This is a genomic window from Streptomyces sp. NPDC107500, assembly GCF_055582785.1.
On sequence record NZ_JBVJPF010000007.1, the window covers coordinates 466776 to 491733 of the forward strand.

26 protein-coding genes are annotated in these 24958 nt (G+C 72.0%); 11 read left to right on the top strand and 15 right to left on the bottom strand.

The window, feature by feature from the left end; all coding sequences use genetic code 11:
• Nucleotides 1-31: 31 nt before the first annotated feature.
• Nucleotides 32-1078 (bottom strand): zinc-dependent alcohol dehydrogenase, encoded by a 1047-nt coding sequence (locus tag ACZ67M_RS28565; protein WP_469853587.1) that lies wholly within the window; start codon nucleotides 1076-1078, stop codon nucleotides 32-34.
• 182 nt (nucleotides 1079-1260) lie between these two features.
• Here ACZ67M_RS28565 and ACZ67M_RS28570 point away from each other — a divergent pair, with 182 nt between their 5' ends.
• From ACZ67M_RS28570 to ACZ67M_RS28590, 5 genes are read left to right on the top strand one after another with little or no spacing between them, the layout of a single operon-like run.
• Nucleotides 1261-2664 carry an ABC transporter substrate-binding protein gene (locus ACZ67M_RS28570; protein WP_469853455.1) on the top strand — a complete coding sequence of 468 codons (1404 nt, stop codon included), beginning with the start codon at nucleotides 1261-1263 and terminating at the stop codon, nucleotides 2662-2664.
• Between the two features lie 30 nt (nucleotides 2665-2694).
• Nucleotides 2695-3714 carry a carbohydrate ABC transporter permease gene (locus ACZ67M_RS28575; protein WP_469853457.1) on the top strand — a complete coding sequence of 340 codons (1020 nt, stop codon included), beginning with the start codon at nucleotides 2695-2697 and terminating at the stop codon, nucleotides 3712-3714.
• On the top strand, nucleotides 3711-4595 hold the full coding sequence (locus ACZ67M_RS28580; protein ID WP_361362762.1) for a carbohydrate ABC transporter permease: 885 nt from the start codon (nucleotides 3711-3713) through the stop codon (nucleotides 4593-4595). The genes ACZ67M_RS28575 and ACZ67M_RS28580 overlap by 4 nt, the downstream gene beginning before the upstream one ends.
• Before the next feature lie 18 nt (nucleotides 4596-4613).
• The gene (locus tag ACZ67M_RS28585; RefSeq protein ID WP_361362971.1) at nucleotides 4614-5813 is read left to right on the top strand and encodes an ROK family transcriptional regulator; all 1200 of its coding nucleotides are present in this window, start codon (nucleotides 4614-4616) and stop codon (nucleotides 5811-5813) included.
• 49 nt (nucleotides 5814-5862) lie between these two features.
• Nucleotides 5863-6756, top strand: a complete 894-nt coding sequence (locus ACZ67M_RS28590) for a Gfo/Idh/MocA family protein (protein ID WP_385799693.1) — start codon at nucleotides 5863-5865, stop codon at nucleotides 6754-6756.
• Between the two features lie 28 nt (nucleotides 6757-6784).
• Here ACZ67M_RS28590 and ACZ67M_RS28595 read toward each other — a convergent pair whose 3' ends face one another.
• Together ACZ67M_RS28595 and ACZ67M_RS28600 are read right to left on the bottom strand one after the other, a co-directional pair.
• Nucleotides 6785-7192, bottom strand: coding sequence for a RidA family protein (locus tag ACZ67M_RS28595; protein WP_385799695.1), 408 nt, complete (start codon nucleotides 7190-7192; stop codon nucleotides 6785-6787).
• A gap of 118 nt (nucleotides 7193-7310) precedes the next feature.
• On the bottom strand, nucleotides 7311-7778 hold the full coding sequence (locus ACZ67M_RS28600; protein WP_392104469.1) for a GtrA family protein: 468 nt from the start codon (nucleotides 7776-7778) through the stop codon (nucleotides 7311-7313).
• Nucleotides 7779-7972: 194 nt separating this feature from the next.
• Between ACZ67M_RS28600 and ACZ67M_RS28605 the strand changes: the two genes are divergently transcribed.
• Together ACZ67M_RS28605 and ACZ67M_RS28610 are read left to right on the top strand one after the other, a co-directional pair.
• Nucleotides 7973-8548, top strand: coding sequence for a tellurite resistance TerB family protein (locus ACZ67M_RS28605; protein WP_469853589.1), 576 nt, complete (start codon nucleotides 7973-7975; stop codon nucleotides 8546-8548).
• Between the two features lie 90 nt (nucleotides 8549-8638).
• Nucleotides 8639-9574: an aminoglycoside phosphotransferase family protein gene (locus ACZ67M_RS28610; RefSeq protein WP_469853461.1), complete on the top strand. Its 936-nt coding sequence runs from the start codon at nucleotides 8639-8641 to the stop codon at nucleotides 9572-9574.
• Here ACZ67M_RS28610 and ACZ67M_RS28615 read toward each other — a convergent pair.
• A complete protein-coding gene (locus tag ACZ67M_RS28615) occupies nucleotides 9571-11034 on the bottom strand; it encodes an alpha/beta hydrolase (protein ID WP_469853463.1) in 1464 nt (487 codons plus the stop codon). The two genes, ACZ67M_RS28610 and ACZ67M_RS28615, sit on opposite strands and share 4 nt — an antisense overlap.
• Nucleotides 11035-11289: 255 nt before the next feature.
• On the opposite strand from ACZ67M_RS28615, the gene ACZ67M_RS28620 reads away from it, so the two are divergent.
• On the top strand, nucleotides 11290-12507 hold the full coding sequence (locus ACZ67M_RS28620) for an alginate lyase family protein (protein WP_385799701.1): 1218 nt from the start codon (nucleotides 11290-11292) through the stop codon (nucleotides 12505-12507).
• Nucleotides 12508-12529: 22 nt separating this feature from the next.
• On the opposite strand, the gene paaE is transcribed toward ACZ67M_RS28620, so the two are convergent.
• The 5 genes from paaE to paaA are packed head-to-tail and all read right to left on the bottom strand — an operon-like array spanning nucleotide 12530 to nucleotide 16261.
• Nucleotides 12530-13636, bottom strand: a complete 1107-nt coding sequence (gene paaE / locus ACZ67M_RS28625; protein ID WP_469853466.1) for a 1,2-phenylacetyl-CoA epoxidase subunit PaaE — start codon at nucleotides 13634-13636, stop codon at nucleotides 12530-12532.
• Nucleotides 13636-14145, bottom strand: coding sequence for a 1,2-phenylacetyl-CoA epoxidase subunit PaaD (gene paaD / locus ACZ67M_RS28630; RefSeq protein WP_469853468.1), 510 nt, complete (start codon nucleotides 14143-14145; stop codon nucleotides 13636-13638). Before paaD ends, paaE begins: the two co-directional genes overlap by 1 nt.
• The gene (gene paaC, locus ACZ67M_RS28635) at nucleotides 14139-14966 is read right to left on the bottom strand and encodes a 1,2-phenylacetyl-CoA epoxidase subunit PaaC (RefSeq protein ID WP_469853470.1); all 828 of its coding nucleotides are present in this window, start codon (nucleotides 14964-14966) and stop codon (nucleotides 14139-14141) included. Before paaC ends, paaD begins: the two co-directional genes overlap by 7 nt.
• A 9-nt stretch (nucleotides 14967-14975) precedes the next feature.
• Entirely contained in the window at nucleotides 14976-15287 is a 312-nt protein-coding gene (gene paaB / locus ACZ67M_RS28640; RefSeq protein ID WP_161328218.1) for a 1,2-phenylacetyl-CoA epoxidase subunit PaaB, read from the bottom strand.
• Nucleotides 15284-16261, bottom strand: a complete 978-nt coding sequence (gene paaA, locus ACZ67M_RS28645; RefSeq protein ID WP_469853473.1) for a 1,2-phenylacetyl-CoA epoxidase subunit PaaA — start codon at nucleotides 16259-16261, stop codon at nucleotides 15284-15286. Before paaA ends, paaB begins: the two co-directional genes overlap by 4 nt.
• Nucleotides 16262-16436: 175 nt before the next feature.
• Here paaA and paaI point away from each other — a divergent pair, with 175 nt between their 5' ends.
• From paaI to ACZ67M_RS28660, 3 genes are all read left to right on the top strand, one after another.
• Nucleotides 16437-16886, top strand: a complete 450-nt coding sequence (paaI, locus tag ACZ67M_RS28650) for a hydroxyphenylacetyl-CoA thioesterase PaaI (protein ID WP_361362733.1) — start codon at nucleotides 16437-16439, stop codon at nucleotides 16884-16886.
• Nucleotides 16883-18229 (top strand): phenylacetate--CoA ligase PaaK, encoded by a 1347-nt coding sequence (paaK, locus tag ACZ67M_RS28655; protein WP_469853475.1) that lies wholly within the window; start codon nucleotides 16883-16885, stop codon nucleotides 18227-18229. Before paaI ends, paaK begins: the two co-directional genes overlap by 4 nt.
• Before the next feature lie 111 nt (nucleotides 18230-18340).
• The gene (locus ACZ67M_RS28660) at nucleotides 18341-19639 is read left to right on the top strand and encodes a flavin-containing monooxygenase (protein WP_361362727.1); all 1299 of its coding nucleotides are present in this window, start codon (nucleotides 18341-18343) and stop codon (nucleotides 19637-19639) included.
• A 77-nt stretch (nucleotides 19640-19716) separates the two neighbouring features.
• On the opposite strand, the gene ACZ67M_RS28665 is transcribed toward ACZ67M_RS28660, so the two are convergent.
• The 6 genes from ACZ67M_RS28665 to ACZ67M_RS28690 form a co-directional block, all read right to left on the bottom strand.
• Nucleotides 19717-20844: a tryptophan dimethylallyltransferase family protein gene (locus ACZ67M_RS28665; RefSeq protein WP_469853477.1), complete on the bottom strand. Its 1128-nt coding sequence runs from the start codon at nucleotides 20842-20844 to the stop codon at nucleotides 19717-19719.
• Between the two features lie 207 nt (nucleotides 20845-21051).
• Nucleotides 21052-22398 carry a cytochrome P450 gene (locus ACZ67M_RS28670; RefSeq protein ID WP_385799713.1) on the bottom strand — a complete coding sequence of 449 codons (1347 nt, stop codon included), beginning with the start codon at nucleotides 22396-22398 and terminating at the stop codon, nucleotides 21052-21054.
• 15 nt (nucleotides 22399-22413) lie between these two features.
• Entirely contained in the window at nucleotides 22414-23007 is a 594-nt protein-coding gene (locus ACZ67M_RS28675) for a GTP-binding protein (RefSeq protein ID WP_122617770.1), read from the bottom strand.
• Complete coding sequence (locus ACZ67M_RS28680) at nucleotides 22982-23359, bottom strand: DUF742 domain-containing protein (RefSeq protein WP_122617769.1); 378 nt, start codon at nucleotides 23357-23359, stop codon at nucleotides 22982-22984. The genes ACZ67M_RS28675 and ACZ67M_RS28680 overlap by 26 nt, the downstream gene beginning before the upstream one ends.
• On the bottom strand, nucleotides 23356-23757 hold the full coding sequence (locus ACZ67M_RS28685) for a roadblock/LC7 domain-containing protein (RefSeq protein ID WP_109032225.1): 402 nt from the start codon (nucleotides 23755-23757) through the stop codon (nucleotides 23356-23358). Before ACZ67M_RS28685 ends, ACZ67M_RS28680 begins: the two co-directional genes overlap by 4 nt.
• Nucleotides 23754-24926 carry a sensor histidine kinase gene (locus ACZ67M_RS28690; protein ID WP_361362718.1) on the bottom strand — a complete coding sequence of 391 codons (1173 nt, stop codon included), beginning with the start codon at nucleotides 24924-24926 and terminating at the stop codon, nucleotides 23754-23756. The genes ACZ67M_RS28685 and ACZ67M_RS28690 overlap by 4 nt, the downstream gene beginning before the upstream one ends.
• Nucleotides 24927-24958: the final 32 nt, after the last annotated feature.

Below are 24958 nucleotides of genomic sequence, written 5' to 3' on the forward strand. Positions count from 1 at the left end.
TCGGAAAATACCGGTCGCGAAGGAGCGGGTCTCAGAATTCCAGGACGACCTGCAGCGCCTCGGCGGGCCGCTCGTCCAGCAGTACGTAGGCGTCGGCCGCGTCGGCGACGGGGACGACGTGGCTCACCAGGGCGTCGACGTCGACCTGGCCCTCGGCGACCAGGCGCAGGAAGGTCTGCTGGAGGCGTTCGACGGTCCAGCGGTTGGACAGCTGCGGCGGGACGCCGCCGATCTGGGAGCAGATCAGCTGGACCCGGTTGTGGTGGAACTCGTCGCCGAGCCGGAGGCCGATGCCGTCGCCCTGGTAGAAGCCGGAGGCGACGACGCGTCCGCCGGCGGCGACCGAGCGCAGCGCCTCGTGCAGGGCCGGGTAGGCGCCGCTGATCTCGATGGCGAGGTCGGCGCCGAGGCCGCCGGTGGCCTCGCGGACGCGTTCGGCGACGGCGTCGGTGCGGGCGTTGAGGGTGTGCTGGGCGCCGTACCGCTTCGCGGTCTCCAGGCGGCCGTCGAGGGCGTCCACGGCGGTGACGCGGGCGCCGCTGAGCCGGGCGAGCCGGGTGGTGAGCAGGCCGATGACGCCCTGCCCGAACACGGCGACGTCCTCGCCGAGGTGGATGTCAGCGGCCAGGACGGCGTTGTAGGCGATGGCGCCGACCCGGGCGAAGGCGCCGGCCAGCGGTTCGAGGCCGGCCGGGAGGGTGTGGCCGATCATGCGCTCGGCGGGCACGATGCCCTCGCTGCGGTGGCCCCAGATGCCCCACACCAGGTCGCCGGCGACGGGCAGGCCGGGGGTGCCGGCCAGCTCCGGGGAGACCTCGACGACCTCGCCGACCTCGGAGTAGCCCCATCCGGCCACCGGGTACTCGATGCCGGGCGCGCCGTCGCGGAAGAGTCGCGCCTCGGGGTCCCAGGTCCGGGTCAGATACGGGTTGGTGCCGCGGTAGGCGGTGAGTTCGGTGCCCGCCGAGATGCCCGAGTACCGGGTGCGGACCCGCAGGTGGCCGGGCGGCAGTTCGGCCCTGACGTGCTCGGCGACCTCGACCTGGCGGGGGCCGGTGAACTGGACGACCCGCTCCACGGACGGTACGGGCGACGCTGCTGACTTCGGCGACACGGATGACACGGAGGGCTCCGGAAGGGTTGCTGATGCGGTTGCTGATGCGGTTGCGTCGACAATATCCGCAACTTATGTCTTGTCAACAAGCAAAAGTGATGCTGTGATGCGTGGCGAGCAGACGTAAGCCGGAACGAGGACACTCAATGCGCATCAGGACCCTGCGGTCGAGGACGACCGCGGTCGGCGTCACGGCGGCCCTGGGAGTGGGGCTGCTCTCGGGCTGCGCGGGCAGCACCGGGCCCGGCAAGCCGGACCGTGAGATCACGGTCTGGACCCAGGAGAACCTCCCCGACCGTGTCGCGGCGACGCGGAAGGTCGTCGACGGATTCGAGAAGAAGACCGGGATCAAGGTCAAACTCGTCGGGGTCGACGAGGCCCAGATGCCGCAGCTGATCATGTCGGCGGCGGCCTCGGGCACGCTGCCCGACGTCATCGGCGCCGCCCCCATGGGCCAGGTCTGGCAGATGTACACCAACGGCCTGCTGAACACCGACATCCCGAAGCGGATCGTCGGCGAACTGGGCCGGGACACGTTCAACGCCAACGCGCTGGAGCTGACCTCCGACGGCGCCACCAGCCTCGGTGTGCCCTCCGACGCCTGGCTCCAGCTGCTGGTCTACCGCAAGGACCAGTTGGCGCGGAAGGGCCTGCCGGCGCCCGACACGTACGCGAAGACGCTGGCCGCCGCCAAGGCGCTGACCACCAAGGGCCACGACGGCATCTCGGCGGCCACCGACCCCAGCGACGTCTTCACCTCGCAGAGCTTCGAGAGCGTCGCCCTCGCCAACGACTGCCAACTGGTAGACGACCGGCACGAGGTCGCCCTCGACTCCCCGCAGTGCCAGACCGCCTTCCGCACCTACGACCAGCTGGCCCGCGCCTACGGGGCGCCCGGCACCCAGACCGTGGACTCCACCCGGGCCACCTACTTCGCCGGCCGCTCCTCGATGGTCGTCTGGTCCTCGTTCCTGCTCGACGAACTCGCGGGCCTGCGCAAGGACGCCCTGCCCAGCTGCCCCCAGTGCGCGAAGGACCCTCAGTACCTGTCGGACAACAGCGGCATCGTCACCGCGATGAAGGGCCCCGACGCCGAGGAAGCGGCCCAGTTCGGCGAGATCACGTCCTGGGTGACCACCAAGACCGCCGAGACCGCGGCGTCCCGCGAGTTCATCGAGTACATGATGGGCACCGGCTACGAGTCCTGGTTCGGCATGGCGCCCGAGGGCAAGATCCCGGTCCGCAAGGGCACGGCCGCCGACCCCCGGCGCTACCTCGAAGCGTGGCGCCACAGCGAGATCGGCGTCGACACCCGCAAACCGCTGGACGAGGTCTTCCCCGACAACCTGCTCGACCAGCTCGCCGACGGCGTCAGCAACATGCGCCGCTGGGGCATCTCCCAGGGCGAGGGAGCCCTGGTCGGGGCCACCAACGGCGAACTGCCCGTCCCGAAGGCGGTCGGCGCCATGACCAGCGGCCAGCGCACACCGTCCGAGGCGGCGCGCGACGCCGACGAAGAGGTCGCCGCCCTGAAGAAGTCCTTGCAGTAGCCGCCCGCCTGCACCTCACGAAGGTCCCTCATGACTACAGCTCCAGCCGGCGCACCGCAGCGCCGGGACTCCAGCCCCCGGTCCACCGACCGGCCCGCCCCCTCGGGCCGCCGGCCGATGACCGCCAGCCGGCGGGCCAACCGGGCGGGACTCGCGTTCGTCTCCCCCACCTTCCTCGTCGTCCTCGTGGTGGTCGTGCTGCCCATCGCCTGGACCGTGCTGCTCGCCTTCCAGAAGGCCCGGCTCGTCGACATCCAGGGCATGAGCCTGTTCGGCAACTGGACCCTGGACAACTTCGCGCAGGTCTTCGACTCGGCGGGCTTCTGGTCCAGCCTGGGCACCACCCTGCTGTACACGGCCGGCTCCACCTTCGGCTCCGTCGTCCTCGGCCTGATCGCCGCGCTCGCGCTCCGCAAGCCGTTCAAGGGACGGGGGCTGCTGCGCGCGGCGATGCTGCTGCCGTACGTCGCGCCCGTCGTCGCCGTGGCCTTCGTCTGGGAGGTCGCCCTCAGCCCGCAGTACGGCGTGGTCAACGACTGGGGCAAGCGGCTGTTCGGCTGGGACGACCCGATCGCCTTCCTCTCCACCCGGGAGTACGAAGTCCACCTGCTGGGCCTGCACTTCGACATCCCGCTGGCGCTGCTGACCGTCATCGTCTTCGAGTGCTGGCGCTACTTCCCGTTCGCGTTCCTGTTCATTTTGGCGCGGCTGCAGGCGGTGCCCGACACCCTGGAGGAGGCGGCGCTGGTCGACGGGGCCACCCCGACCCAGCGGTTCCGGCACGTGCTGCTGCCCCAGCTGATGCCGGTCATCGCACTGCTGTGCGTCCTGCGGTTCATCATGACGTTCAACAAGTTCGACGACGTGTACCTGCTCACCGGCGGCGGCGCCGGCACCGACGTGGCCGCCGTGCGCGTCTACGACTTCCTCACCGCCCGCTACGACGTGGGAGCCGCGGCCGCCCAGGCGCTCGTCCTGGCCGTCTCGCTGATGATCCTGCTGGGCTTCTACTTCAAGTTCTTCGGCAACAAGGTCCAGGAGGAAGCGTGACGCGCAAGGCGGCCCTGTCCCGGGCCCAGTTCGAGGAGCGGTTCTTCGGCGTACTGCGCTGGTTCGTCATCGCGTTCCTCGCGGTGATCACCGTGCTGCCGTTCTACTACATGGTGCTGCTGTCGCTGAAGCCCATCGACGCGCTCCTGCTCGACCCCGGATCCCTGTGGATCTCGGCGAAGGACTTCACCCTCTCCACCTACCAGGACGTGCTGCGCTCCACCTCCGACGGCGGCCAGGGCTTCCTGATGTTCCTGCGCAACTCCGCCCTGGTCTCCCTCGGCACGGTGGTGCTCACCCTGGTGGCGGCGGTGCCCGGCGCCTACGCGATCAGCCGCCTGAAGTTCTTCGGGCACCGGCAGGTCAGCGCGCTCTTCCTGGCCGTCTACCTGTTCCCGGCGACGCTGCTGGCCGTCCCGCTGTTCGTCATCTTCGCCCGGATCGGGCTCTCCTCCAGCCTGGTCGGCCTCGCCGTCGTCTATGTCGCCCAGACGGTGCCGGTGTCGATCTACATGCTGAAGAACTACCTCGTCACCATCCCGGCCTCGATCGAGGAGGCGGCGGCGCTCGACGGGTGCTCCCGGCTCCAGACCGTCCGCAAGGTGATCCTGCCGCTCGCCCTGCCCTCGCTGATGGCGACCGGCCTCTACGTCTTCATGATCGCCTGGAACGAGTTCCTGTTCGCGCTGCTGTTCCTGGCCGCCGATCCCGGCCAGTGGACCGTCTCCCTGGGACTGGCCCAGCTGTCCAACGGCATCGAGGTGCCCAAGACCGTCCTGATGGCCGGTTCCGTGGTGCTGACGATCCCCGTGGTACTTCTGTTCTTCGCCGCCGAACGCCTGCTCACCGAGGGGCTGACCAGCGGCGCCGACAAGAGCTGAGCCGTGGGGGACTCCATGATGACGTCAAGTCAGGCCAGCGCGGGTGCGCTGCTGCATCTCATCCGCAGCGGCCGCGCCAACACCCGCGCCGACCTCCAGCAGGCGACCGGGCTGTCCCGCTCCACGGTCGGACAACGCCTCGACCTGCTCAACCGCGCGGGGTGGCTGCGCCACGCCACGGGCAGTTCCACCGGCGGCCGCCCCTCCCACCGGATCGTGTTCGAACCGGGCCACGCCTCGGTGATCGCCTTCGACCTGGAGACCCGGCACGCCCGGGCCGCCGTACTCGACCTGGCGGGCACCATCCTGGCCGAGCACACCGCTCCGCTGGACGTCGCCGAAGGGCCCGAACACGTCCTGGACCGGCTGGCGGAGTGGTTCCCCGACCTCATCGCCGCGGCCGGGATCCCGGCCTCCCACGTGGCGGGCATCGGACTGTCGGTGCCGGGCCCGGTCGACTGGGAGTCCGGGCAGGTGATCGAGCCGCCGATCATGCCGGGCTGGGACCGGTACCCCATCAGGGAACGGCTCCAGAAGGCGTACGCCGCGAAGACGGGCCTGGATCCGGCGGCGCACGCGGTGCCGGTGCTCGTGGACAACGACGCCAACCTGATGGCGCTGGCCGAGTACCAGGCCAACCACCGGGACTGCGCCTCGTTCGTCCTGCTGAAGGTGTCCACCGGCATCGGCGCGGGCGTCGTCATCGGGGACAGCCTCTACCGGGGTATCGACGGCGGCGCCGGGGACATCGGGCACATCCGGCTGCACGACCGGTCCGACGCGCTGTGCATGTGCGGCTCCCACGGCTGCCTCGCGGCCGTCGCCAGTGGCCGGGCCATCGCCAAGGAGCTGTCCGCCCTCGGCCTCGACACCACGTCGGGCCGGGACGTGCGGCGGCTGCTCAACGAGGGGCATCCGGACGCGGTCCGGCTGGCCCGGGAGGCGGGCCGGCGGGTGGGCGAGGTCCTGGTGACCGTCGTGACCCTGCTCAACCCCGGAGTGCTGATGATCGCCGGTGAGCTGTCCGGGGTGCCCTTCCTGACCGGGGTGCGGGAGCTGGTCTACCAGCGGGCCATGCCCCGCGCCACGGCCAACCTCCAGGTCGTCACCTCGCGGCTCGGCGACCACGCGGGGCTCGTCGGGGCCGCCGCCATGGTCGTGGAGCACCTCTACTCCCCCGCCGGCGCCGACGCCCGTCTCGACCGCCTCGCACCGTGAGCACACCCCCGTGCCCCCGGGTGCCGTACTTCCCGAAGACAGGAACACCGTGAACGCTGTCCCCGCCCCCTGGACCGACCGGCCCGTCGAGGTCGGGCTCGTGGGCGCCGGCCCCTGGGCCCGCGCCATGCACGCCCGGGTACTGGCCGCCGGGCCGGAGACCCGGCTCGCCGCGGTCTGGGCCCGCCGCACCGAGGCGGCCCGGGAGGCCGCCGCGCCCTACGCCGCTCATGTCGCCGCCGGTTTCGAGGAGTTGCTGGACCACTGCGAGGCCGTGGCGTTCGCCGTGCCGCCCGCCGTCCAGGCCGAGCTGGCGCCCCTGGCGGCGAAGCGGGGCAAGGCGCTGCTGCTGGAGAAGCCGCTCGGCCCCGACCTGTCCGCGGCCCGCCGCGTCGCCGACGCCGTCGCCGAGGCCGGTGTCGTCTCCCAGCTGGTGCTGACCAAGCGCTACCACCCGGCCACCCGCGCCTTCCTCGAAGCCGCGCGTTCCCTCGAGGCGACCGGCGCACGCTCCTGCTACCTCCACGGCGCCTTCCTGGGCGGCGAGTTCGCCACCGGCTGGCGCCTGGAGCACGGCGCCCTGCTCGACCTCGGCCCGCACCTCCTCGACCTGCTGGACGCCTCGGTCGGCCCCATCACGTCGATCCGCGCCACCGGCGACCCGCGCCGCTGGACCGAGTTGACCTGCACGCACGAGAACGGCGCCGTCAGCCAGGCCTCCCTGTCCGGCTCGGTGGCCGTCCCCCACGCGCTCACCCGCGTCGAGCTGTTCGGGCCGGACCAGCCGCTGGTCTACGACACGGCCGGCATCGACCACGAGGAGTGCTGGCCGATCCTTCGCCACGACTTCGCCACCGCGGTCCGCACCGGCACACCGACTCCGGTGGACGCCCGGCGCGGGCTGTACTTGCAGGGCCTGCTGGACCGGGTCACGTACGACTGAGCGGGCACGCCACCCGTCCCGGTCCGCTTCAGTCGACGACCGCCGTGGCCTCCACCTCGACCAGGTGCTCGGGCACGTCCAGCGCCGCGACGCCCAGCAGGGTGGCCGGTGCGGCGGGGGTCTCGCCCAGTCGGGCGGCGGCGCGGGTGATGCCTTCGAGGAGCAGGGGCATCTTGTCGGGGGTCCAGTCGACGACGTGGACGTTCAGTTTCGCCACGTCGGCGAAGGTGGCGCCGGCCGCGGCGAGGGCGGTGCCGACGTTGACGTAGCACTGCTCGACCTGCGCGGCGAGGTCGCCCTCGCCGACGGTGGCTCCGTCGGCGTCCCAGGCGACCTGCCCGGCGACGAACACCAGCCTCGTGCCGGAGGCGACCGACACCTGCCGGTAGACGTCGATCTCCGGCAGGTCCGCGGGGTTCACCAGCGTGATGGCCATGGCTGCTCTCTCCTTGCCCGCACTCTCCAGTGGTTACTCGGGAACCGTAGGAGAGTGACCGGTGACATGGAAGAACGCACTTTTTGGTGACCGGGGCACCTGTGGGTGACCCAGCAGGTCAGCGGCGGGCGCGGCCTCGGAAGACGGCGAGTCGCAGTACCAGGAAGCGCACCACGGTGACGGCGACGGACGTGGCGGCGAGGACCGCGGTCTCCGCGGCGGGCGAGGCGGCCGGCTGCTCGTGCCGGAACCACAGCACGGCGCCGGACGTGAGCAGGTAGCCGAGCAGGAAGAGCCCGCCGGCCCCCAGATGGGCGCGGACCGGTCCGGCGTCGGCGTGCCGGAACGTCAGGCGCCGGTTGGCCTCCGTGTTGAGCACGGTGAGGACCAGCAGGGAGACCAGGTTGGCGGCGGCCGGGGGCCACCACAGGCGTAGCGCCCAGTACAACGCCGCCTGTCCGGCGGTCGAGACGACGCCGATCGCGACGAACCAGCCGACCTCGCGCGACCACACCCGCCGCCGGGCGGCGGGAACACGGGGCGGTCCGGCGGTCTCGGCGACCGGCGCCCCCTTCAGCCGAGCCACACCGACGCCTCCACCCGGCCGACCGAAACGGCAACTCCTGGTCGCGCAGCCTACTACGGCACCGGTAGGCTCTTTGCTCTGTCTTTGCCTTCCGGGAACCCTGTGGTCCCGGAGGGCGTTGATCCTCATGACCGCGAGAGATCGCGGCCGGGAACCATGACCGACGAGCAGCAACAGAAGCCGAGGTGGCACGAGTGGCGATGTGGGACAAGATCAAGGACCAGGCCAAGACCTTCCAGCAGTCCCAGGGCACTCGGGGAGCGACCGGATCGGGGCACGGGGCGCAGGGGCACCAGCAGCCCGGCGGGACGGGCTCGTCCTCCGGCGGCTCCAAGGCCCAGCTGATGGGGCTGTTCAAGTCCCAGCTCGCCTCGGTCAAGACCGAACTCAAGAGCGGTTCCTACCGGGACGCGAGCATGGCCATGTGCGCGCTGGTCGCCGCGGCCGACGGCCAGGTGGAGCCGGCGGAGCGGCAGCGCGTGGAGGAGCTGATCGTCTCCAACGAGGTGCTGCAGAACTTCCCGGCGGACCAGCTCCGCCAGCGGTTCAACCAGCACGTGGACAAGCTTCTGGCCAACTTCCAGCTGGGCAGGACCGAGGCGCTCCAGGTGATCGCCAAGGCCGCCAAGAAGCCGCAGGAGGCGCGTGCGGTCGTCCAGACCGGCATGGTCGTGGCCGGGGCCGACGGCGTCTTCGAGCCGTCCGAGCAGCAGGCGATCCGCGAGGCGTGCACCGCGCTGGGCATCTCGCCGACGGAGTTCGGCGTCTGATTCACCCTCCGGACCGGCGCCGGCGGTGCTGTCGGTACCGGCCCGGAAAGCGTTTGACGGCCGTCCGTGCCGAAGGGTCGGATGAGGCCCATGAGTTCAGGGCAGACGCACACGGACGCGCACACGGACGCGTGCGTCCTCGACGAGGGTCTGGTGCGGCGGCTGGTCGACGGGCGGTTCCCGCGCTGGGCGGGGCTGCCCGTCGAGCGCTTTCCCTCCGGTGGCACCGTCAACGCGATGTACCGGCTGGGTGACGACATGGTCGTCCGACTGCCGCTCGTCAAGGGCGGCGTGGCGGACGTGACGGCCGAACGGCACTGGCTGCCCCGGCTGTCGCCCCTGCTCCCCGCCACCGTGCCCGAGGTGCTCGGGCACGGTGAGCCCGCCGAGGGTTACCCGTGGCCGTGGTCGGTGTACCGGTGGCTGCCCGGGGAGATCCCCGAGGCAGGGGCACTGACCGATCCCGTGGCGCTGGCGGGTGATCTCGCCGGGTTCGTCTCGGCGATGCGGGCCGTCTCCCTGCCCGGCGCTCCCGGGGCGCACCGCGGCGGCCCGCTCGCCACACTGGACGCGGCGACGACGGCCGCCCTCGAGGAACTCCGCGGCCTGCCCGAGGAGGACGTCGACTGCGACGCCCTGGCCGCCGTGTGGCAGGACGCGCTGCGGGCCCCGGCCTGGGACGGACCGCCCGTCTGGCTGCACGCCGACCTGATGCCCGGCAACCTGCTGGTCGAGGGCGGCAGGCTCACCGCGGTCATCGACTTCGGGTGCGCGGGCGTGGGCGACCCGGCCTGCGACCTCTTCCCGGCGTGGAATCTGCTGCCCGCGGGGGCCCGGGAGGTCTTCCGGGAGAAGCTCGGCGTCGACGACGCGACCTGGCGGCGCGGCCGGGGGCGGACCCTCTCCCAGGCACTGATCGCGCTGCCGTACTACCGGAAGACCAACCCGGCGATGGCGGGCAACGCCCGCCACGTGATCCGCGCGGTGCTGGCGGAGCGGGGGCAGGTGCCCCCGGGCGCCGCCTAGGGGGCGATCCCCACACCGTCGATCCTGCTCCACGCCCGCTCCTGGGCGGCGGTCATGGCGGGCCACTGGAGTCCGCCGGGCCGGGGCCGCACCCGGGAGGCGTACGGCGACGGACGGAAGCCGGGATCGTAGAAGCAGCCCTCGCCGTAGGTCGCGTCGAAGGTGGCGCAGGAGGCCGCGATCGAGCGCGCTGCGGGCCTGCGACCCGTGCGGACCCAGCTGTCCAGCGCGGCGATGGAGCCGGCGTACTCGGAGTCGCTCAGCGAACTGTGCTCGGACTCCGTCGTGAAGGTCTGGACGAGGTTCCCGCCCCGGCCGGCGCCCCGGAGAGTGGCCAGGTAGGCCGCCTCGTGCTGCACGAATGCCGTCGGGTCGTCGATGGCGTGCAGGGTGAGGACGGGCAGGTCGACGCGGCCGGTGAGGTCGCTGTCCCAGGAGAGGTCGCGGCGTGCGGCGGGGTCGGCCGAGAAGCGTTCCACACCCGCGTTGAGCGCCTTGTCGTCGTGCGAACCGGAGTACCGCACACCGCGGTTGCTCCACGGGTTCCGCCCGCCGAGCCGGTTCGACACGATGTCCCGGAACGTGAACGTGGCGAACTTCAGATGCGACTCCAGGGTGCGCTCGGGGATGCGGGTGACGGCGAGGATGTCGTCGAGGTTGCGCTGCTGGAGGGCGGTCCGGTCGGCCGGGTCGGACTCGTAGCCGGTGCACTCCTGGAGACGGGCGGCGAGCCCGGCGCTCGTCATCGTGGAGCCGGGGCGCAGGCCCTGCCACAGCGGGTACTGCGGTTCGGTCGGGCGCGGGTGGTTGTGGCAGTAGTACTGGTAGACGACCCGAAGGTCCACGCGGTAGTCGTAGCCGCGCGAACCGCCGCCGAGGACGCCGTTGGTGAGCAGCACCCCGTCGTACGCGCCGTGGCGCCGGCCGTAGGTCTCCGCGGCCTTGGCGGCGACGTTGCCGCCCCAGGACTGGCCGTGGAGGTAGGTCCGTTCCGGCCGGCCGAACTCCTCGGTGAACAGGCGGCGTACGTTCTCGGTGTCCGCGGCGGCCATCCGGGCGCCGTAGCCGCCGCGCCGGTATGCGGACCCGGCCCACGCGTAACCCTCGTCGACCATCACGGTCCAGCGCTCCAGGTCCTCGGTGCTGCGGGCCGGGTCGGAGGCTTCGCCGAGGTCGGGGCCGCCGTGCGCGTGCACGACGAGGGAGCCGTTCCAGTCCTTCGGCACGGCCATCGTGTAGTACGCCCCGTTGGCGCCCCGGCCGGTGTAGCACGTGGCCTTTCCGGCCAGGGCGGGCGGGCAGTCGGCGGCCACGGGTCGTTCGGCCGCCTGCGCGGGGGCGGCCGACACGTTGCCGAGGGTGCCGAGGAGGACGGCGGCGAGGGCGGCCGCCACCACCGCCGGACGGCCTCGGCGGTGCGCGGTCCGGGTGACGGGCGGGGGAGCGTCGGGTCTGGTCAAGGTGCGGCTCCTGTACGTGCTGCGTGCCGGCGCGAAGTTGCGCTGCGAGCCGGGATGCTAGGAATCCGCCGCGGCCGGGGCCACCCCTTGGATCATTGCGTTCATAGTGTTCGCCCCACGCCCCCGGATCGGCGTCCTTCAGGACTCCCTGCGCGGCCCCTTGACGCCCCATTGGTCTCTACCTATCGTCACCGCGCAGCCGAACGTTCAGAACAACACTCAGCGTTCACATAGACGAACGGATGGACCCCCCACATGTCCTCTGCTCCCACACCTCGCCGCCGCAGATCCCGAGTCGTCCTCCTCGCGACGCTCACCGCCGCGCTCGCCGGCACCCTCCTGGCGGGACCCGGCCCGGCCGCTCCTCGCGCGCAGGCCGCACCGGCCGCGTTCACCCACCCCGGAGTCACCGTCTCCGAGGGCCAGCTCGACTTCGCCCGCGCCAAGGTGCAGGCCGGGGCCCAGCCCTGGAAGGGCGCCTTCGACCAGATGATGAGGAGCAGGTACGCCGACCTGAACCGCGTACCCAAGCCCCGCGCGGTGGTCGAGTGCGGTTCCTACTCGAACCCCAACATCGGCTGCACCGACGAGCGCGAGGACGCGATCGCGGCCTACACCAACGCGCTGGCCTGGTACCTGACCCGCGACGAGCGGTACGCGCGCAAGGCGATCGAGCTGATGGACGCCTGGTCCGCGGTGATCCGGGACCACACCAACAGCAACGCCCCGCTCCAGACCGGCTGGGCCGGCTCGTCGTGGCCCAAGGCCGCGGAGATCATCAAGTACACGTACTCCGGCTCGTGGGCCAACTCCGGCCGCTTCGCCACCATGCTCCGCAACGTCTACCTGCCCGAGATCATCAACGGCTCCAACTCCAACGGCAACTGGGAGCTGACGATGATGGAGGCCGCCGTCGGCATCTCCGTCTTCCTGGAGGACAAGGCCTCCTACGACAAGGCCATGGCCAAGTTCCGCACCCGCACGGCCGCGTACGTGTACCTGGACTCGGACGGGGCCCTGCCGAAGACCGTCCCGAGCCAGAACCTCAACACCCGGGACAAGATCGTCAACTACTGGCAGGGCCAGTCCACCTTCGTCAACGGCCTCACCCAGGAGACCTGCCGGGACTTCACCCACACCGGGTACGGCGTCTCGTCCATCGCGCACGTCGCCGAGACCAGCCGGATCCAGGGGCAGGACCTGTACGGCACCGACGTGGGCGAGCGGCTGCGGCACGCGCTCGGCTTCCAGGCGAAGTACGAGCAGGGCGCGGCGGTCCCGGACTGGCTGTGCGGGGGCTCCGTGCACCTGGGCCTCGGCCCGGTCACCGAGGTCGGCTACAACGCCCTGCACAACCGCCTCGGCCACGCCATGGACAACACCCAGGCCCTGACCGAGCGCACCCGTCCGTCCGGTTCGAACAACCTCTTCGTCGCCTGGGAGACCCTCACCCACGGCGACAACCCGGCGTGACGCGGCGCCGGGTGACCGCGGCTCAGCTGTCGTAGTCCACGGTCAGCTTCTCGGAGACCGGGTACGTCTGGCAGGTCAGCACGTACCCGGCCTCGACCTCGGCGTCCTCCAGGGCGTAGTTGCGGCGCATGTCCGCCTCGCCGTCGGTGACCAGGGCGCGGCAGGTGCCGCAGACCCCGCCCTTGCAGGCGAACGGCAGGTCGGGCCGGGTCTGCTGGGCTCCGTCGAGGACGGTCCGCCCGCGGGACAGGGAGGAGGTGGTGGAGCGGCCGTCCAGGGTGATGGTGACCTCGCTGACGGGTCCCTGCGGGCCGGTCTCCTCGTGGCGGACCTCCCGCACGGGCTCGTCGTCGGCGAAGAACAGCTCCCGGTGGACGCGGTCCGCCGGGACGCCGAGGCCGGCCAGGACCTGCTGGGCGTCGGCGACCATGCCCTGCGGGCCGCACAGCCACCAGTGGTCCGCGGCCTCCACGTCCACCAGCGATCCGACGAGCGCCGAGAGCCGTCCGGCGTCCAGCCGGCCGGAGAGCACCTCGGCCTCGCGGGGTTCGCGGGAGAGCACGTGGGCCAGGTGGAAGCGGGTCGGGTGGAGGTCCTTCAGGTCGGCCAGGTCGTCGGCGAACATGACCGTGTCCGTGCGGCGGTTGCCGTAGAACAGGGTGACGGACGACCGGTCGTCGGCGGCCAGCACCGACTCGGCGATGGACACCATGGGCGTGATGCCCGACCCGGCCGCGATCAGGACGTGATGGCCGGGGACGGTCAGGTCGGGGGTGAACAGCCCGGTGGGCGCCATGACCTCGACGGTGTCGCCGGGCCGCACCTCCTCGACCAACCACGAGGAGAACACCCCGCCGGGCACCACCCGGACCCCGATGCGCGGCACCGAACCGGCCGGTGCGCAGATCGAGTACGAGCGGCGCTCGTCCCGGCCGTCCACCTCGCGCCGCAGGGTGAGCGACTGGCCGGGCGCGAAGGCGAACTCCCCGGCCAGCTCGTCCGGGACCGCGAAGCTCACGGCCACCGCGTCCGCGCACAGCCGCTCGACGGCGGCCACGCGCAGGCGGTGGAAGGCGGGCCGGCGGCGGGTACGCACCGGCGCTGCCGGGACGGGGGCGGTCGGGGCCATCAGATCTCCTTGACGTACTCGAACGGCTCGCGGCAGGCCCGGCAGCGCCACAGGGCCTTGCAGGACGTGGCGGCGAAGCGGGAGGTCTCCTCGGTGTCCGCCGAGCCGCAGCGGGGACACGGCACCGCCGCCCGGGTGGGTGACAGCACGAGAGGAACCGGTCCGCCACGGGGTGCCGGACCGGGCGGGGCGATGCCGTGCTCGGCGAGCTTGCGGCGGCCGGACTCGGTGATCCAGTCACTGGTCCAGGGCGGGTCGAGGACCGTGCGGATCTCCACGCGCCGGTATCCGGCGTCCCGCAGCCGGGCGGCGACGTCCGCGCGCATCTCGGCCATGGCCGGGCAGCCCGAGTAGGTGGGCGTCAGGCTCGCCACCACGGTGCCGTCCGCGCCGACCTCGACGCCGCGCAGGACCCCGAGGTCGGCGAGGGTAAGCATGGGCAGCTCGGGGTCCGGCACCCGCTCGGCGACGCGGCGGGCGCGGGCGGTGTCCGGGAGCACGGTCACCATGTCGCCTCCGGGTGGGCGCGGGCGACGCCCTGCAACTCGGTGAGCAGCGGCGCCAGATGCTCGGTGTGCTCGCCGGCGCGGCCGGAGCCGGGCAGCGGGCGGTACACCGGCAGGGGCAGGCCGGCCGCCTCGGTGACCTGGCGCAGCACGTCGGCGACCTCGTCCCGCACGTCGTACGCCGTGTGCAGCTCACCGAGGTACGGGGCGACCGCGTCCAGCGCCGCGCGCATCCTGCGGTGCGACTCCTCGGTGCCGTCGCCCAGGCGGACGGCCCACTCGGCGGCGTACTGCCGGTGGTAGGCCAGTTCCTTGACGCCCTTGGCCGCGACCGCCGCGAGAACCGGGTCGGGGTGGTCCACCAGCCGCTGGAAGTGGGCCAGCCGCCAGCTGGAGAGCACCAGCAGCCGCACCACGGCGAACGCGAAGTCGCCGCGCGGGAGTTCGGCCAGGGTCACGTTTCGGAAGTCGCCGGCGTCGCGGAAGTAGGCGAAGGCGTCCTCGTCGCGGCCGGTGCCGTCGGCCTGCCCGGCGCGCGCGTACAGCAGGCGGGCCTGGCCGAGGAGGTCGAGGCCGATGTTGGCCAGCGCCACCTCCTCCTCCAGCTCCGGGGCGCGGGTGACCCATTCGGCGAGCCGCTGGGCGCTGATCAGGGCGTCGTCGGCCAGCGCCACGCAGTCCGCGGCCAGTCCGGCGGCGTCGACGCGCTCGGGCACGGTGGTGTCGACGCCGTGCAGCGGGTCCTCGAAGCCGGTGCCGTAGGCCCAGCGGGTGTCGTCCTCGTGCCCCTCGGCCAGGGTGAGGTAGACGTGGTCGTCGCTCATGCCCTGCTCCTAGATGTGGGGGACGTCGTCGGGGATGTCGTAGAAGGTCGGGTGGCGGTAGACCTTGTCCGCGCTGGGGGCGAAGAAGGGGTCCTTCTCGTCGCGGGTGGAGGCGGCGATGTGCTCGGAGCGGACCACCCAGATGCTCACGCCCTCGTTGCGCCGGGTGTAGAGGTCGCGGGCGTGGGTGAGGGCCATGGCGTCGTCGGCGGCGTGCAGCGAGCCGACGTGCACGTGGTTGAGGCCGCGCTTGCCGCGCACGAAGACCTCGTACAGGGGCCAGCCCTGCTTCTCGGGCTTCTCGCTCTTCTCGGCGGTCATGCCACCGCTCCCTTCGCCGCGCGGGCGGCCTGCTTGGCGGCGTGGGCGGTGGCCGCCTCGCGCACCCAGGCGCCCTCTTCGTGGGCGGTCCGCCGCCGCTCGCTCCGCTGTGCGTTGCACGGGCCGTCGCCCTTGATGACCCGCATCAGCTCGTCCCAGTCCGGGGTGCCGAAGTCGTGGTGCCCCGCCCCCTCGTTCCACCGCAGCTCCGGGTCGGGCAGGGTGACGCCGAGCTTCTCGGCCTGCGGGACGGTCATGTCCACGAAGCGGCGGCGCAGCTCGTCGTTGCTGTGCCGCTTGATCTTCCAGGCCATCGACTGCGCCGAGTTGGGCGAGGCGTCGTCGGGCGGGCCGAACATCATCAGCGACGGCCACCACCAGCGGTCCACCGCGTCCTGGACCATCTCGCGCTGGGCCGCGGTGCCGCGCATCATCGTCATCAGCAGCTCGTAGCCCTGCCGCTGGTGGAACGACTCCTCCTTGCAGATGCGCACCATCGCGCGCGCGTACGGGCCGTACGAGCTGCGGCACAGCGGTACCTGGTTGCAGATGGCCGCGCCGTCCACGAACCAGCCGATCACGCCGACGTCGGCGAAGCTGAGGGTCGGGTAGTTGAAGATCGACGAGTACTTCTGCCGGCCCTCGATCAGGCGCTCGGTGAGGTCGTCGCGGTCGGCGCCGAGGGTCTCGGCCGCCGAGTACAGGTAGAGGCCGTGGCCGGCCTCGTCCTGGACCTTGGCGAAGAGGATCGCCTTGCGGCGCAGCGACGGCGCCCGGGTGATCCACTCGCCCTCCGGCTGCATGCCGATGATCTCCGAGTGGGCGTGCTGGGCGATCTGCCGGATCAGCGTCTTCCGGTAGCCCTCGGGCATCCAGTCGCGCGGCTCGATGCGCTGGTCGTGCGCGATCGTCGCGTCGAAGTGCTCCTGGAGACCGTCCGGGGGCGGCGCCTCGGCGGCGTGTGTCGTGGTCATCGTCACCAGCTTCCCAACCGACCATTCGTTCGGTACCAGTGTGACGGGTTTCCGGGCGCCGGGCAAGACCCGCGACGCCGCCGCTCACACTCTTGACAGGGCGCCCACGCGGCTGGATTACTGGGCCGTGCCGCGCTAACCGAATGGTCGGTCGGGACAGAAGGTGGTGGGAAGGATGTCGCAGGCCACTGGGCCGACACCCACGGAGACGATGTTCTCCGCGGACGAGGCCTCCCGGGGGCTGGGCATCGAGCTGGTCGAGCACGGCGAGGGGACCGCCGTACTCCGGATGACCGTGACCCCGGCGATGGTGAACGGACACCGGATCGCCCACGGCGGCTATCTGTTTCTGCTCGCCGACACCGCCTTCGCCTGCGCCTGCAACAGCCACGGTCCGGTGACCGTCGCGGCCGGCGCCGACATCGTCTTCGTCGCCCCCGCCCGCGAGGGAGACGTCCTCGTGGCCCGCGCCGAGGAGCGGGCCCGGTTCGGCCGCAGCGGCGTGTACGACGTGAGCGTGCGGCGCGGCGACGAGGTGATCGCGGAGTTCCGCGGACGCAGCCGCAGCATGCGGGACACCACCGGGAGCCGGACGCCGGGCACGACGACGAAGGAGCCGCGATGAGCAGCGAGCCGACGACCGGGGCCACCCCGGCACCCCGCCCGGGTGAGCCACTCCCCCACGACCTGCTGGACGACGCCGAGCGCCTGTCCCGGGAGCAGCTCGCGGAGCTACAGCTGGACCGGCTGCGCGCGACCCTGCGGCACGCCTACGAGAACGTGGAGCTGTACCGCAAGAAGTTCGACGCCGCCGGGGTCGCCCCGGACGACTGCCGCAGCCTGGCGGACCTCTCGCGCTTCCCCTTCACCACCAAGGCGGACCTGCGGGACACCTACCCCTTCGGGATGTTCGCCGTCCCGATGGAGGACGTGCGGCGGGTGCACGCGTCCAGCGGCACCACCGGCCGCGCCACCGTGGTCGGGTACACGGACAACGACCTGTCCGTGTGGGCGGACGTCGTCGCCCGTTCGATCCGGGCCGCGGGCGGGCGCCCCGGCCACAAGGTGCACATCTCCTACGGCTACGGCCTGTTCACCGGCGGTCTCGGCGCGCACTACGGCGCCGAACGCGCGGGGTGCACGGTGATCCCGGCCTCCGGAGGCATGACCGCGCGCCAGGTGCAGATCATCCAGGACTTCCGGCCCGAGATCATCATGGTCACCCCCTCCTACATGCTCACGCTGCTCGACGAGTTCGAGCGGCAGGGCGTCGACCCGCGCTCCACCTCGCTGAGGGTCGGCATCTTCGGCGCCGAGCCGTGGACCGAGGAGATGCGCCGCGAGATCGAGGAGCGGATGGACATCCACGCCGTGGACATATACGGCCTGTCCGAGGTGATCGGCCCGGGTGTGGCGCAGGAGTGCGTCGAGACCAAGGACGGGCTGCACGTGTGGGAGGACCACTTCTATCCGGAGGTGGTGGACCCGCTCACGGACGCCGTCCTGCCCGAGGGCGAGGAGGGCGAGATCGTCTTCACCTCCCTCACCAAGGAGGCGCTGCCGGTCGTCCGCTACCGCACGCGCGACCTGTCGCGGCTGCTGCCGGGCACCGCCCGCCCCGCCTTCCGCCGGATGCAGAAGGTCACCGGCCGCTGCGACGACATGATCATCCTGCGCGGGGTGAACGTCTTCCCCACCCAGATCGAGGAGATCGTGCTGCGCACGCCGGGCGTCGCCCCGCACTTCCAGATCCAGCTCTCCGAGCGCGGCCGGATGGACCACATGACCGTGCGGGTCGAGGCCCGCCCCGACGCCGGTCCCGGGCAGCGCGAGGCCGCCGCCCGGGCGATCGTCCAGGGCGTCAAGGACGGCGTGGGCGTCACGGTCGAGGTGGAGCTCGTCGCGCCGGAGACCCTGGAGCGCTCCCTCGGCAAGATCCGCCGGGTCCGGGATCTGCGCGGCGCGTGAAACGTGAGGACGAACACGTCCGTTCGTCCCTCGTGCTGGTGTGCCGCGGGATGCGGATGGGCAGTCACTGCGTGATCGGGGGAGGTCTGGTCCGTCCTGGGGGGAAATCCCGTGCGCGTGTGTGTGATCGGTGCAGGTCTGTCGGGATTGGCGGTGGCGCACTCCCTCAAGGAGCGGGACATCGGCTTCGTCTGCCTGGAGAGAGCGCCCGACGTCGGCGGGATCTGGCGGCAGCCGGAGGCCGGAGAGCGGGGGCCGGGCTACCTGTCGCTGCACCTGAACACCGCGAAGCAGCTGACCGGTTACGCCGGTTTCCCCATGCCGTCCTCGTATCCGCTCTACCCCCGGCACAGCCAGGTCGCCGCGTACTTGCGCTCCTTCGCCGAGTGGGCGGGCCTGCTCGACCACATCGAGCTGCGGACCGAGGTGGTCGCCGTATGGCAGGCCCCGGACGGCGCGTGGACGGTGGTCAGCCGCGACGCGGACGGCACCGAGTCGGCCCGCCGCTTCGAGCAGGTGATCGTCGCCTCCGGACACCACACCGACCCGGCGCTGCCCGATCCTCTCCCGCCCGGCGCCGACTCCTTCGAGGGAACGATTCTGCACTCCCTCGACTACCGTGACGGCGCCGACTTCGACGGACGCCGGGTCGTCGTCGTCGGCCTCGGGGCGTCCGCCGTGGACATCGCGGCCGACCTCTCGCGGCACGCCGAGGAGACCGTGCTGTCGGTGCGGCGGGGGCTGCACATCGTGCCCAAGCAGCTCTTCGGGATGTCGGTCGACGAGATCGCCGAGGCGCCCTGGTGGACCGAGATGTCCTTCGCCGAGCAGCGCGGTTGGGTGGAGCGGTCGCTGCTCGTCGCGCGCGGCAGACTGGCGGACTACGGCCTGCCCGAGCCCGACCACCCGGTCTTCTCCTCCGCCGTGACCCTCTCGGACGAGATCCTCAGCCGGATCCGGCACGGCGCCGTGACCCCGAAGCCCGCGATCGCCTCCTTCGACGGCGACCGGGTCGTCTTCACCGACGGCACCTCCACGGCCGCGGACGCCGTCGTGTACTGCACCGGCTTCCGCATGACCTTCCCCTTCCTGCCGGCCGGCTGCCCGGTGGCGGCGGACGGTTCGGTCGAGCTGTACCGACGGGTCGTACCGGCCGGCCGGCCGGGTCTCTACTTCGTCGGGCTGGTCCGGCCCGTGGGCGCGATCACCCGGCTGGTGGAGGCGCAGGCGGAGTGGGTGGCGCGGATCATCGACGGCGAGGCCGAACTGCCCGCGGCGGAGGCGATGCGCGAGGAGATCGGCACCTACCTCACCTCCGTGGCCCAGCGCTACGGCCGGACCGAGGGCGCCTCGATCCAGGTCGACGTGGGCCCGTACCTGGCGGAGTTCCGGGAGTCGCTGCCCGTGTGACCGTCCCGCACGGCGGCGTGCCCAGGGGCTCCCGGTGAGGTCGGCCGGGAGCCCCTGTGGTGTGCCGGACGGCCGGCTCAGTGCACCGCGACCGGACGCCGGACCGGCGCCGCGGCGGGCGGCCGGACCGCGTACGCCTCCGAGGAGAGGTACGCCGTCACCCGCGGCGGCCGGCCCCGCTGGAGCGCCAGCGCCAGGTAGGCGATGAGCCCGGCCCCGTCCTCCGGCCGCCGGTCGGTGACGGCGGCCAGCGCCCGGACCAGCATCGAGGCGTCCATGCCGTGCCGTTGCAGCAGCCGCGACGCCCGGGCCAGGGCCTCCCCGTCGTGCGGGGCGTAGTCCCTGACCGGGATGTGCAGGGTGAATCCGCTGGGCCGGGGGTCCGCCGGACCGGTGAAGGAGTGGCAGGACAGGCCGGGCAGCCCGTCGAGCCCCGTCGCCCCGGCCCCGGCGCCCGCGACCGTGCGGAAGAAGGACTCGACGACGGCCGGAACCGGCTCCGGGATCATGCGGGACAGCCTCCCGGCACGGGCACAGGTCAGGCTGTCGTGGCGCACGTAGACCTTCACCCGGGGTTCCTCCCAGTCCCCCAGGTCCAGGGCGAGGAACGGATGACCGCTGCCCGGGGGCAGGTTGGCGTAGGCCCGCTTGAGCCCCAGCCGGCGCAGCGCCTCGCGCACCGTCGCGGCGGAACGTTCCTCCCCGTTGGCGGCGGGATTCAGGTAGACCTTGACCTTGGGCACACCGCCGGGTGTCAGCTCCAGCGCGCACCACAGGGCCAGGGGTCCCTGCGGAGCGGACGGCAGGAAGAGGTCCGTCACCTCGTCGAGGGGGCCGGTCCCGAACCGCCACCGGCGCGCCATCGCCCGGACCGTCTCCAGTCCGGCCCGGCCGTTGTGAACCAGGCTGTCTGCGCCGCAGCCCGGTTCGACGAGCACCCGCAGGACGGGGGCCGCGTCCGGCCGGAAGGAGAGGGAGAACTCGACGGGGGTGTGGTCGTCGGAGAGAAAGGTGCGGTAGGGCGGCGGCAGGTGGAGCGGCCGTCCGGCCACCGGTCCCAAGGAGTCCGTGAGAACCCGGGCGTAGGTGTCGACGTCCGCTCCGGCGAGACCGGCGACCGCGCCGAGTCTTCGCAGCTGGCCGCCCGTGAAGGCGCCGAGTGTCGGGACGCCCCGCGGGTCCGTAGCCTGCGGCGCGGCGGTCACCGGCCCGTCCCCGGCCGGGGCCCCACAGAGCGATACCCGCCTGGAGAGGCGGGTATCGGGGGTTTCGGCGGCGGGAAAGCGGCGTTCGTGGATATGTGGTCCACGACACCTCCTTTTACTCGTAAGCAACTTGAATGCCGCGTTGCTCACTACCCGTGCCGTTCAACCTTCATGCGAAAGGGGCGGGTTGGGAGGGTGTTGTGCAGATCACCGTGTGAGCCAGTTGAGGAACTGGCTCCACATGCCACTGCGTTCGGCCGGCCGGGCCTGGACGGCGGCCTCGGGCTCCGCCGCACCCGGGGTCGGCCGCGGTTCGGCGCCGCGTCCGGTGCGGGCCGGGGTGAAGCGGGCCGGCAGGGTGGCCAAGGCCCGGTTGAAGGGGCCCGGACGCCAGGTCAGGCTGTCCTCCGGGACGGCGAGTTCGACGTCGGGCAGCTCGTTGAAGAGGTGCTCGATGGCGGTGACCGTGATGTGCCGGGCCGGTTCCTTGGACGGGCAGGCGTGCGGTCCGGCGCTCCACGCGAGGTGCGCGCGGTTGCTGCCGGCCTGGCGGGAGGCCCTGAGGGCGGGGCCGGTGTTGGCCGCGGCGAAGCTGACCAGCACGAGATCGCCCGCCTGGAGGTGCTGTCCGGCGAGTTCCGTGTCGTGGGCCGGGTAGTGCGGCGCGTAGTTCGACATGGGCGGGTTCTCCCACAGCGTGTCGTCCAGCGCCTCGTCGATCAGGCCGCCCTCGCGCGCGTACCGCTCGTGGGTGAGCAGGCGGTGCAGCGTGTTGCCGATGAGGTTGCGCAGGGGCTCGGCGCCGGCACCGAGGAGCAGGGCGAGCTGGTGGACCATCTCCTCGTCGCTGAGCGCCGCCTCGTGCCGCATCAGCCAGGAGGTGACGTCGTCGCCGGGCTTGCTCCGCTTGAGCGCGACGAGTTCCCCCACCGCCTGGAAGAGCACCTCGACGGCCTTCTCGGCGTTGACGCCGTCGAACATGCCGGAGATGCCGAACAGCACCCGGTCGCCGATGTCGGCGGGGCAGCCGAAGAGTTCGTTGAACACGAACAGCGGCAGCTGCTTGGCGTAGTCGCCGAGAAGGTCGGCGGAGCCGCGGGCGGCGAACTGGGAGATGAGGTAGCCGGAGATCTGCTCCGTGCTCCGGCTCAGCCGCCGGGTGTCCACCCGGGCCATGCTGTCGGTGACGGCCTGGCGGAGCCTGAGGTGGTCGGCGCCGTCGGCGAACATGCAGTTGGGCCGGTAGGCGAGCAGGGGCGCGACCGGGCTGTCCGGGCCGACCTTGCCCTCGTTGAAGGCCCGCCAGCGCCGGGCGTCCTTGCGGAAGGACCCGGAGTCCTGGAGCAGCTGGAGGGCGGCGGCGTAGTCCGTGACCAGGGTGGCCTCGACGCCCGGGGCCAGTTCGACGGGCGCCGCGGCCCCGTAGTGGCGCAGGTACTCGTAGTACGCCTGCGGGTCGGCGGCGAACTCCGGTCCGTGCAGGGGCACTCTGGCGCCGGAGCCGTGGGCCGGGCACCCGGGCGGCGGCACCGGGGCCGTGTCGTGAGCGTTCATGTCTGCTCCCAGCTCCTAGCGGGTGCGGTCCAGCAAGTAGCGGACGAGGGTGGTCAGTGCGGCCGCCGAGGACTTCTCGTCGCGGGCGTCGCAGGTGACGACGGGGGTGTCGTCGAGCAGGTCGAGCGCCTCGCGCAGCGCGTGTTCGTCGCGCAGCGGGGTGCCGTCGAAGTGGTTGACGGCGATGGCGTAGTCGAGCCCGTAGTGCTCGATGAGGTCGATCACGGGGAAGGAGTCCGCCAGCCGCTCGGGGTCGACCAGCACCAGGGCGCCGAGCGCGCCGCGTGCCATGTCCTCCCACATCTGGACGAAGCGCTGCTGGCCGGGGGTGCCGAAGAGGTAGAGGACGACGCGGTCGCTGATGGTGAGGCGGCCGAAGTCCATGGCGACCGTGGTGGTGGTCTTGCCCTGGACGCCGCCCAGGTCGTCGACCGACTCGGCGGCCTGCGTCATCGTCTCCTCGGTGGACAGCGGCTCGATCTCCGAGATGGAGCCGATGAGGGTGGTCTTGCCCACCGCGAAGTGTCCGACGACGAGGATCTTGACCGCGGTCTGGGTCGCCCCTCCGCGTACGTAGTCCCGCTCATCCAAACTTGGCGCGGAGCCCATTGAGCACCTCCTCCAGGATCTCCTTGTCCGCGAGCCGGGCGCGGGCCACCGGCGGGCGGGTCATCAGGTGGCCGCCCTCCATCAGGGAGGCCAGCAGGATCCGCACCACGCCGAGCGGGAAGTGGGTGTGTCCGGCGATCTCGGCGACCGAGAGGTAGCCGGCCGAGCAGAGGTCCAGCAGGCTCTGCTCCTCGGGGGACAGCCGGGCCGGGCGCCGGGTGTCCTCGGCCGAGGCGGTGACGAGGGTGATGAGGGAGAGGTGGTCCTCGTCGGGCAGGCCGCGGCCCTTGGTGATGACGTACGGCCGTACTAACTCCGGCGCCTCGGGCTCCCAGCCGTCGTGGCCGGTCATGAGCGGGCGCCGAGGTTCTCGCGCGGCGGCGTCGTCAGCCGCTTGCCGAGCTGGGCGACGAGCTGCTGCATCCGGAAGGTGATGTCGGCCATGTCCACCTCGGGGGAGGCGGAGACACCGAGGTAGGCGCCTTCGCCGGCGGAGATCAGGAACACCCAGCCGCCGTCGAACTCGACCAGGGTCTGGCGCCAGGACTGGCTGGGGTCCTCACAGAAGAAGGCGAGGGTGCGGCTGAGCGACTGCACCCCGCTCATCGCGGCGGCGACCCGGTCGGCGTCGTCCTTGTCGAAGTCCTGCGTCCGGGCCATCAGCAGACCGTCGGCGGATATCAGGACGGCGTGCAGGGCTCCCGGAATCTCCAGGGCGCTGTCGAGCATCCATGACAGATCGTCGTTCACGAGACCTCATGTCCTTCGCTGCTGGCACCAGGCGTTCTGCGCGTGCGGTCGGTGCCCTCGGGGTCGGTGACCCGGCCGGACCGCGTTCCCCGCTGGAAGGCACCCATGACCTGTGCCTGCTCGGAGTCGGAGCGGCCCGCCGGGCGGGGGGTGGGCTCGTTGCCGGGCACGATGGCCATCGGCCGCTTGCGGCGCCGCCGGGGCAGACCGTCGTCGGTCCGGGACGAGACGGGCGCGGCCTCGGGGCCGCCGTCCCGGACCGGCCGGGCGGTGGGGTGGGCGGCGGGGGCGGGAGTCTTCTTCTCCGGCATGCCGGTGAGCAGTTCGTGCGGCAGCAGGACCACCGCCCTTACACCTCCGTAGGGGGACGAGGAGTCCACCGACACCTCGAAGCCGAATCGTTCGCACAGCAGGCCGATGACCGCGAAGCCGAACTGCGGCGGATTGCCGAGCCCGGCCACGCCCGAGGCGCGCTCGGTGGCGAGCAGCCGGTCGGCGCGGGCGCGCTCCTCGTCGCTCATGCCCACACCGGCGTCGTCGACGACCACGCAGATGCCCTTGGGCACGGTCCGGAGGTTGATCTCGACGACGGTGTCGGGGCTGGAGTAGCTGGTGGCGTTGTCGAGCAGTTCGGCCAGGGCGAGGGCGACGGGCTCCACGGCCCGGCTGGTGATGCCGAAGTCGACCTGGGAGAGGATGTCCACCCTGCGGAAGTGCCGGATGCGGCCCTGCGCGCTGCGCACCACGTCGTACACCGAGGCGGTGTCGCGCCGCCCGCCGAGCCAGCCGTCGCAGAGCACGGCGATGGACTGGGCGCGCCGGCCGAACTGCGAGTTGGTGTGGTCGATCTCCAGCAGGTCCTGGAGGAGGGCGGAGTCGCCGTACTTGGTCTGAAGCCGGGAGAGGACCAGCTGCTGTTCCGCGGCGAGGCCCTGAAGGGTCCGCATGGCGGACTTCAGGACGGTCTTGGTCTCGTCCTCGGCCCGTTCCTGGGCCGCCTGCACGGATTTTCCGTAATCGTTCTCCAGCTGGGTGTAATGGTCCTTGAGCCCCTGCACCTGCTGCCGCAACGCCCGGGCCGCCCTGCGCTGGCGGGTGATGAGCACGGCGGCGGCCACGAGGGCGACGAGGGCCACCCAGAGCAAGGGGTTCCCTGTGTATTCCGTCATAAGACTCTCTTCAGGCGACTGACGGCCGGCTT

Coding starts and splice junctions, on each gene's coding strand:
- ACZ67M_RS28570 (WP_469853455.1), top strand. CDS start 1,261: ATGCGCATCAGGACCCTGCGGTCGAGGACGACCGCGGTCGGCGTCACG.
- ACZ67M_RS28575 (WP_469853457.1), top strand. CDS start 2,695: ATGACTACAGCTCCAGCCGGCGCACCGCAGCGCCGGGACTCCAGCCCC.
- ACZ67M_RS28585 (WP_361362971.1), top strand. CDS start 4,614: ATGACGTCAAGTCAGGCCAGCGCGGGTGCGCTGCTGCATCTCATCCGC.
- ACZ67M_RS28595 (WP_385799695.1), bottom strand. CDS start 7,192: ATGGCCATCACGCTGGTGAACCCCGCGGACCTGCCGGAGATCGACGTC.
- ACZ67M_RS28610 (WP_469853461.1), top strand. CDS start 8,639: ATGAGTTCAGGGCAGACGCACACGGACGCGCACACGGACGCGTGCGTC.
- ACZ67M_RS28620 (WP_385799701.1), top strand. CDS start 11,290: ATGTCCTCTGCTCCCACACCTCGCCGCCGCAGATCCCGAGTCGTCCTC.
- paaE (WP_469853466.1), bottom strand. CDS start 13,636: ATGGCCCCGACCGCCCCCGTCCCGGCAGCGCCGGTGCGTACCCGCCGC.
- paaD (WP_469853468.1), bottom strand. CDS start 14,145: ATGGTGACCGTGCTCCCGGACACCGCCCGCGCCCGCCGCGTCGCCGAG.
- paaC (WP_469853470.1), bottom strand. CDS start 14,966: ATGAGCGACGACCACGTCTACCTCACCCTGGCCGAGGGGCACGAGGAC.
- paaB (WP_161328218.1), bottom strand. CDS start 15,287: ATGACCGCCGAGAAGAGCGAGAAGCCCGAGAAGCAGGGCTGGCCCCTG.
- paaA (WP_469853473.1), bottom strand. CDS start 16,261: ATGACCACGACACACGCCGCCGAGGCGCCGCCCCCGGACGGTCTCCAG.
- paaI (WP_361362733.1), top strand. CDS start 16,437: ATGTCGCAGGCCACTGGGCCGACACCCACGGAGACGATGTTCTCCGCG.
- paaK (WP_469853475.1), top strand. CDS start 16,883: ATGAGCAGCGAGCCGACGACCGGGGCCACCCCGGCACCCCGCCCGGGT.
- ACZ67M_RS28670 (WP_385799713.1), bottom strand. CDS start 22,398: ATGAACGCTCACGACACGGCCCCGGTGCCGCCGCCCGGGTGCCCGGCC.
- ACZ67M_RS28675 (WP_122617770.1), bottom strand. CDS start 23,007: ATGGGCTCCGCGCCAAGTTTGGATGAGCGGGACTACGTACGCGGAGGG.
- ACZ67M_RS28680 (WP_122617769.1), bottom strand. CDS start 23,359: ATGACCGGCCACGACGGCTGGGAGCCCGAGGCGCCGGAGTTAGTACGG.
- ACZ67M_RS28690 (WP_361362718.1), bottom strand. CDS start 24,926: ATGACGGAATACACAGGGAACCCCTTGCTCTGGGTGGCCCTCGTCGCC.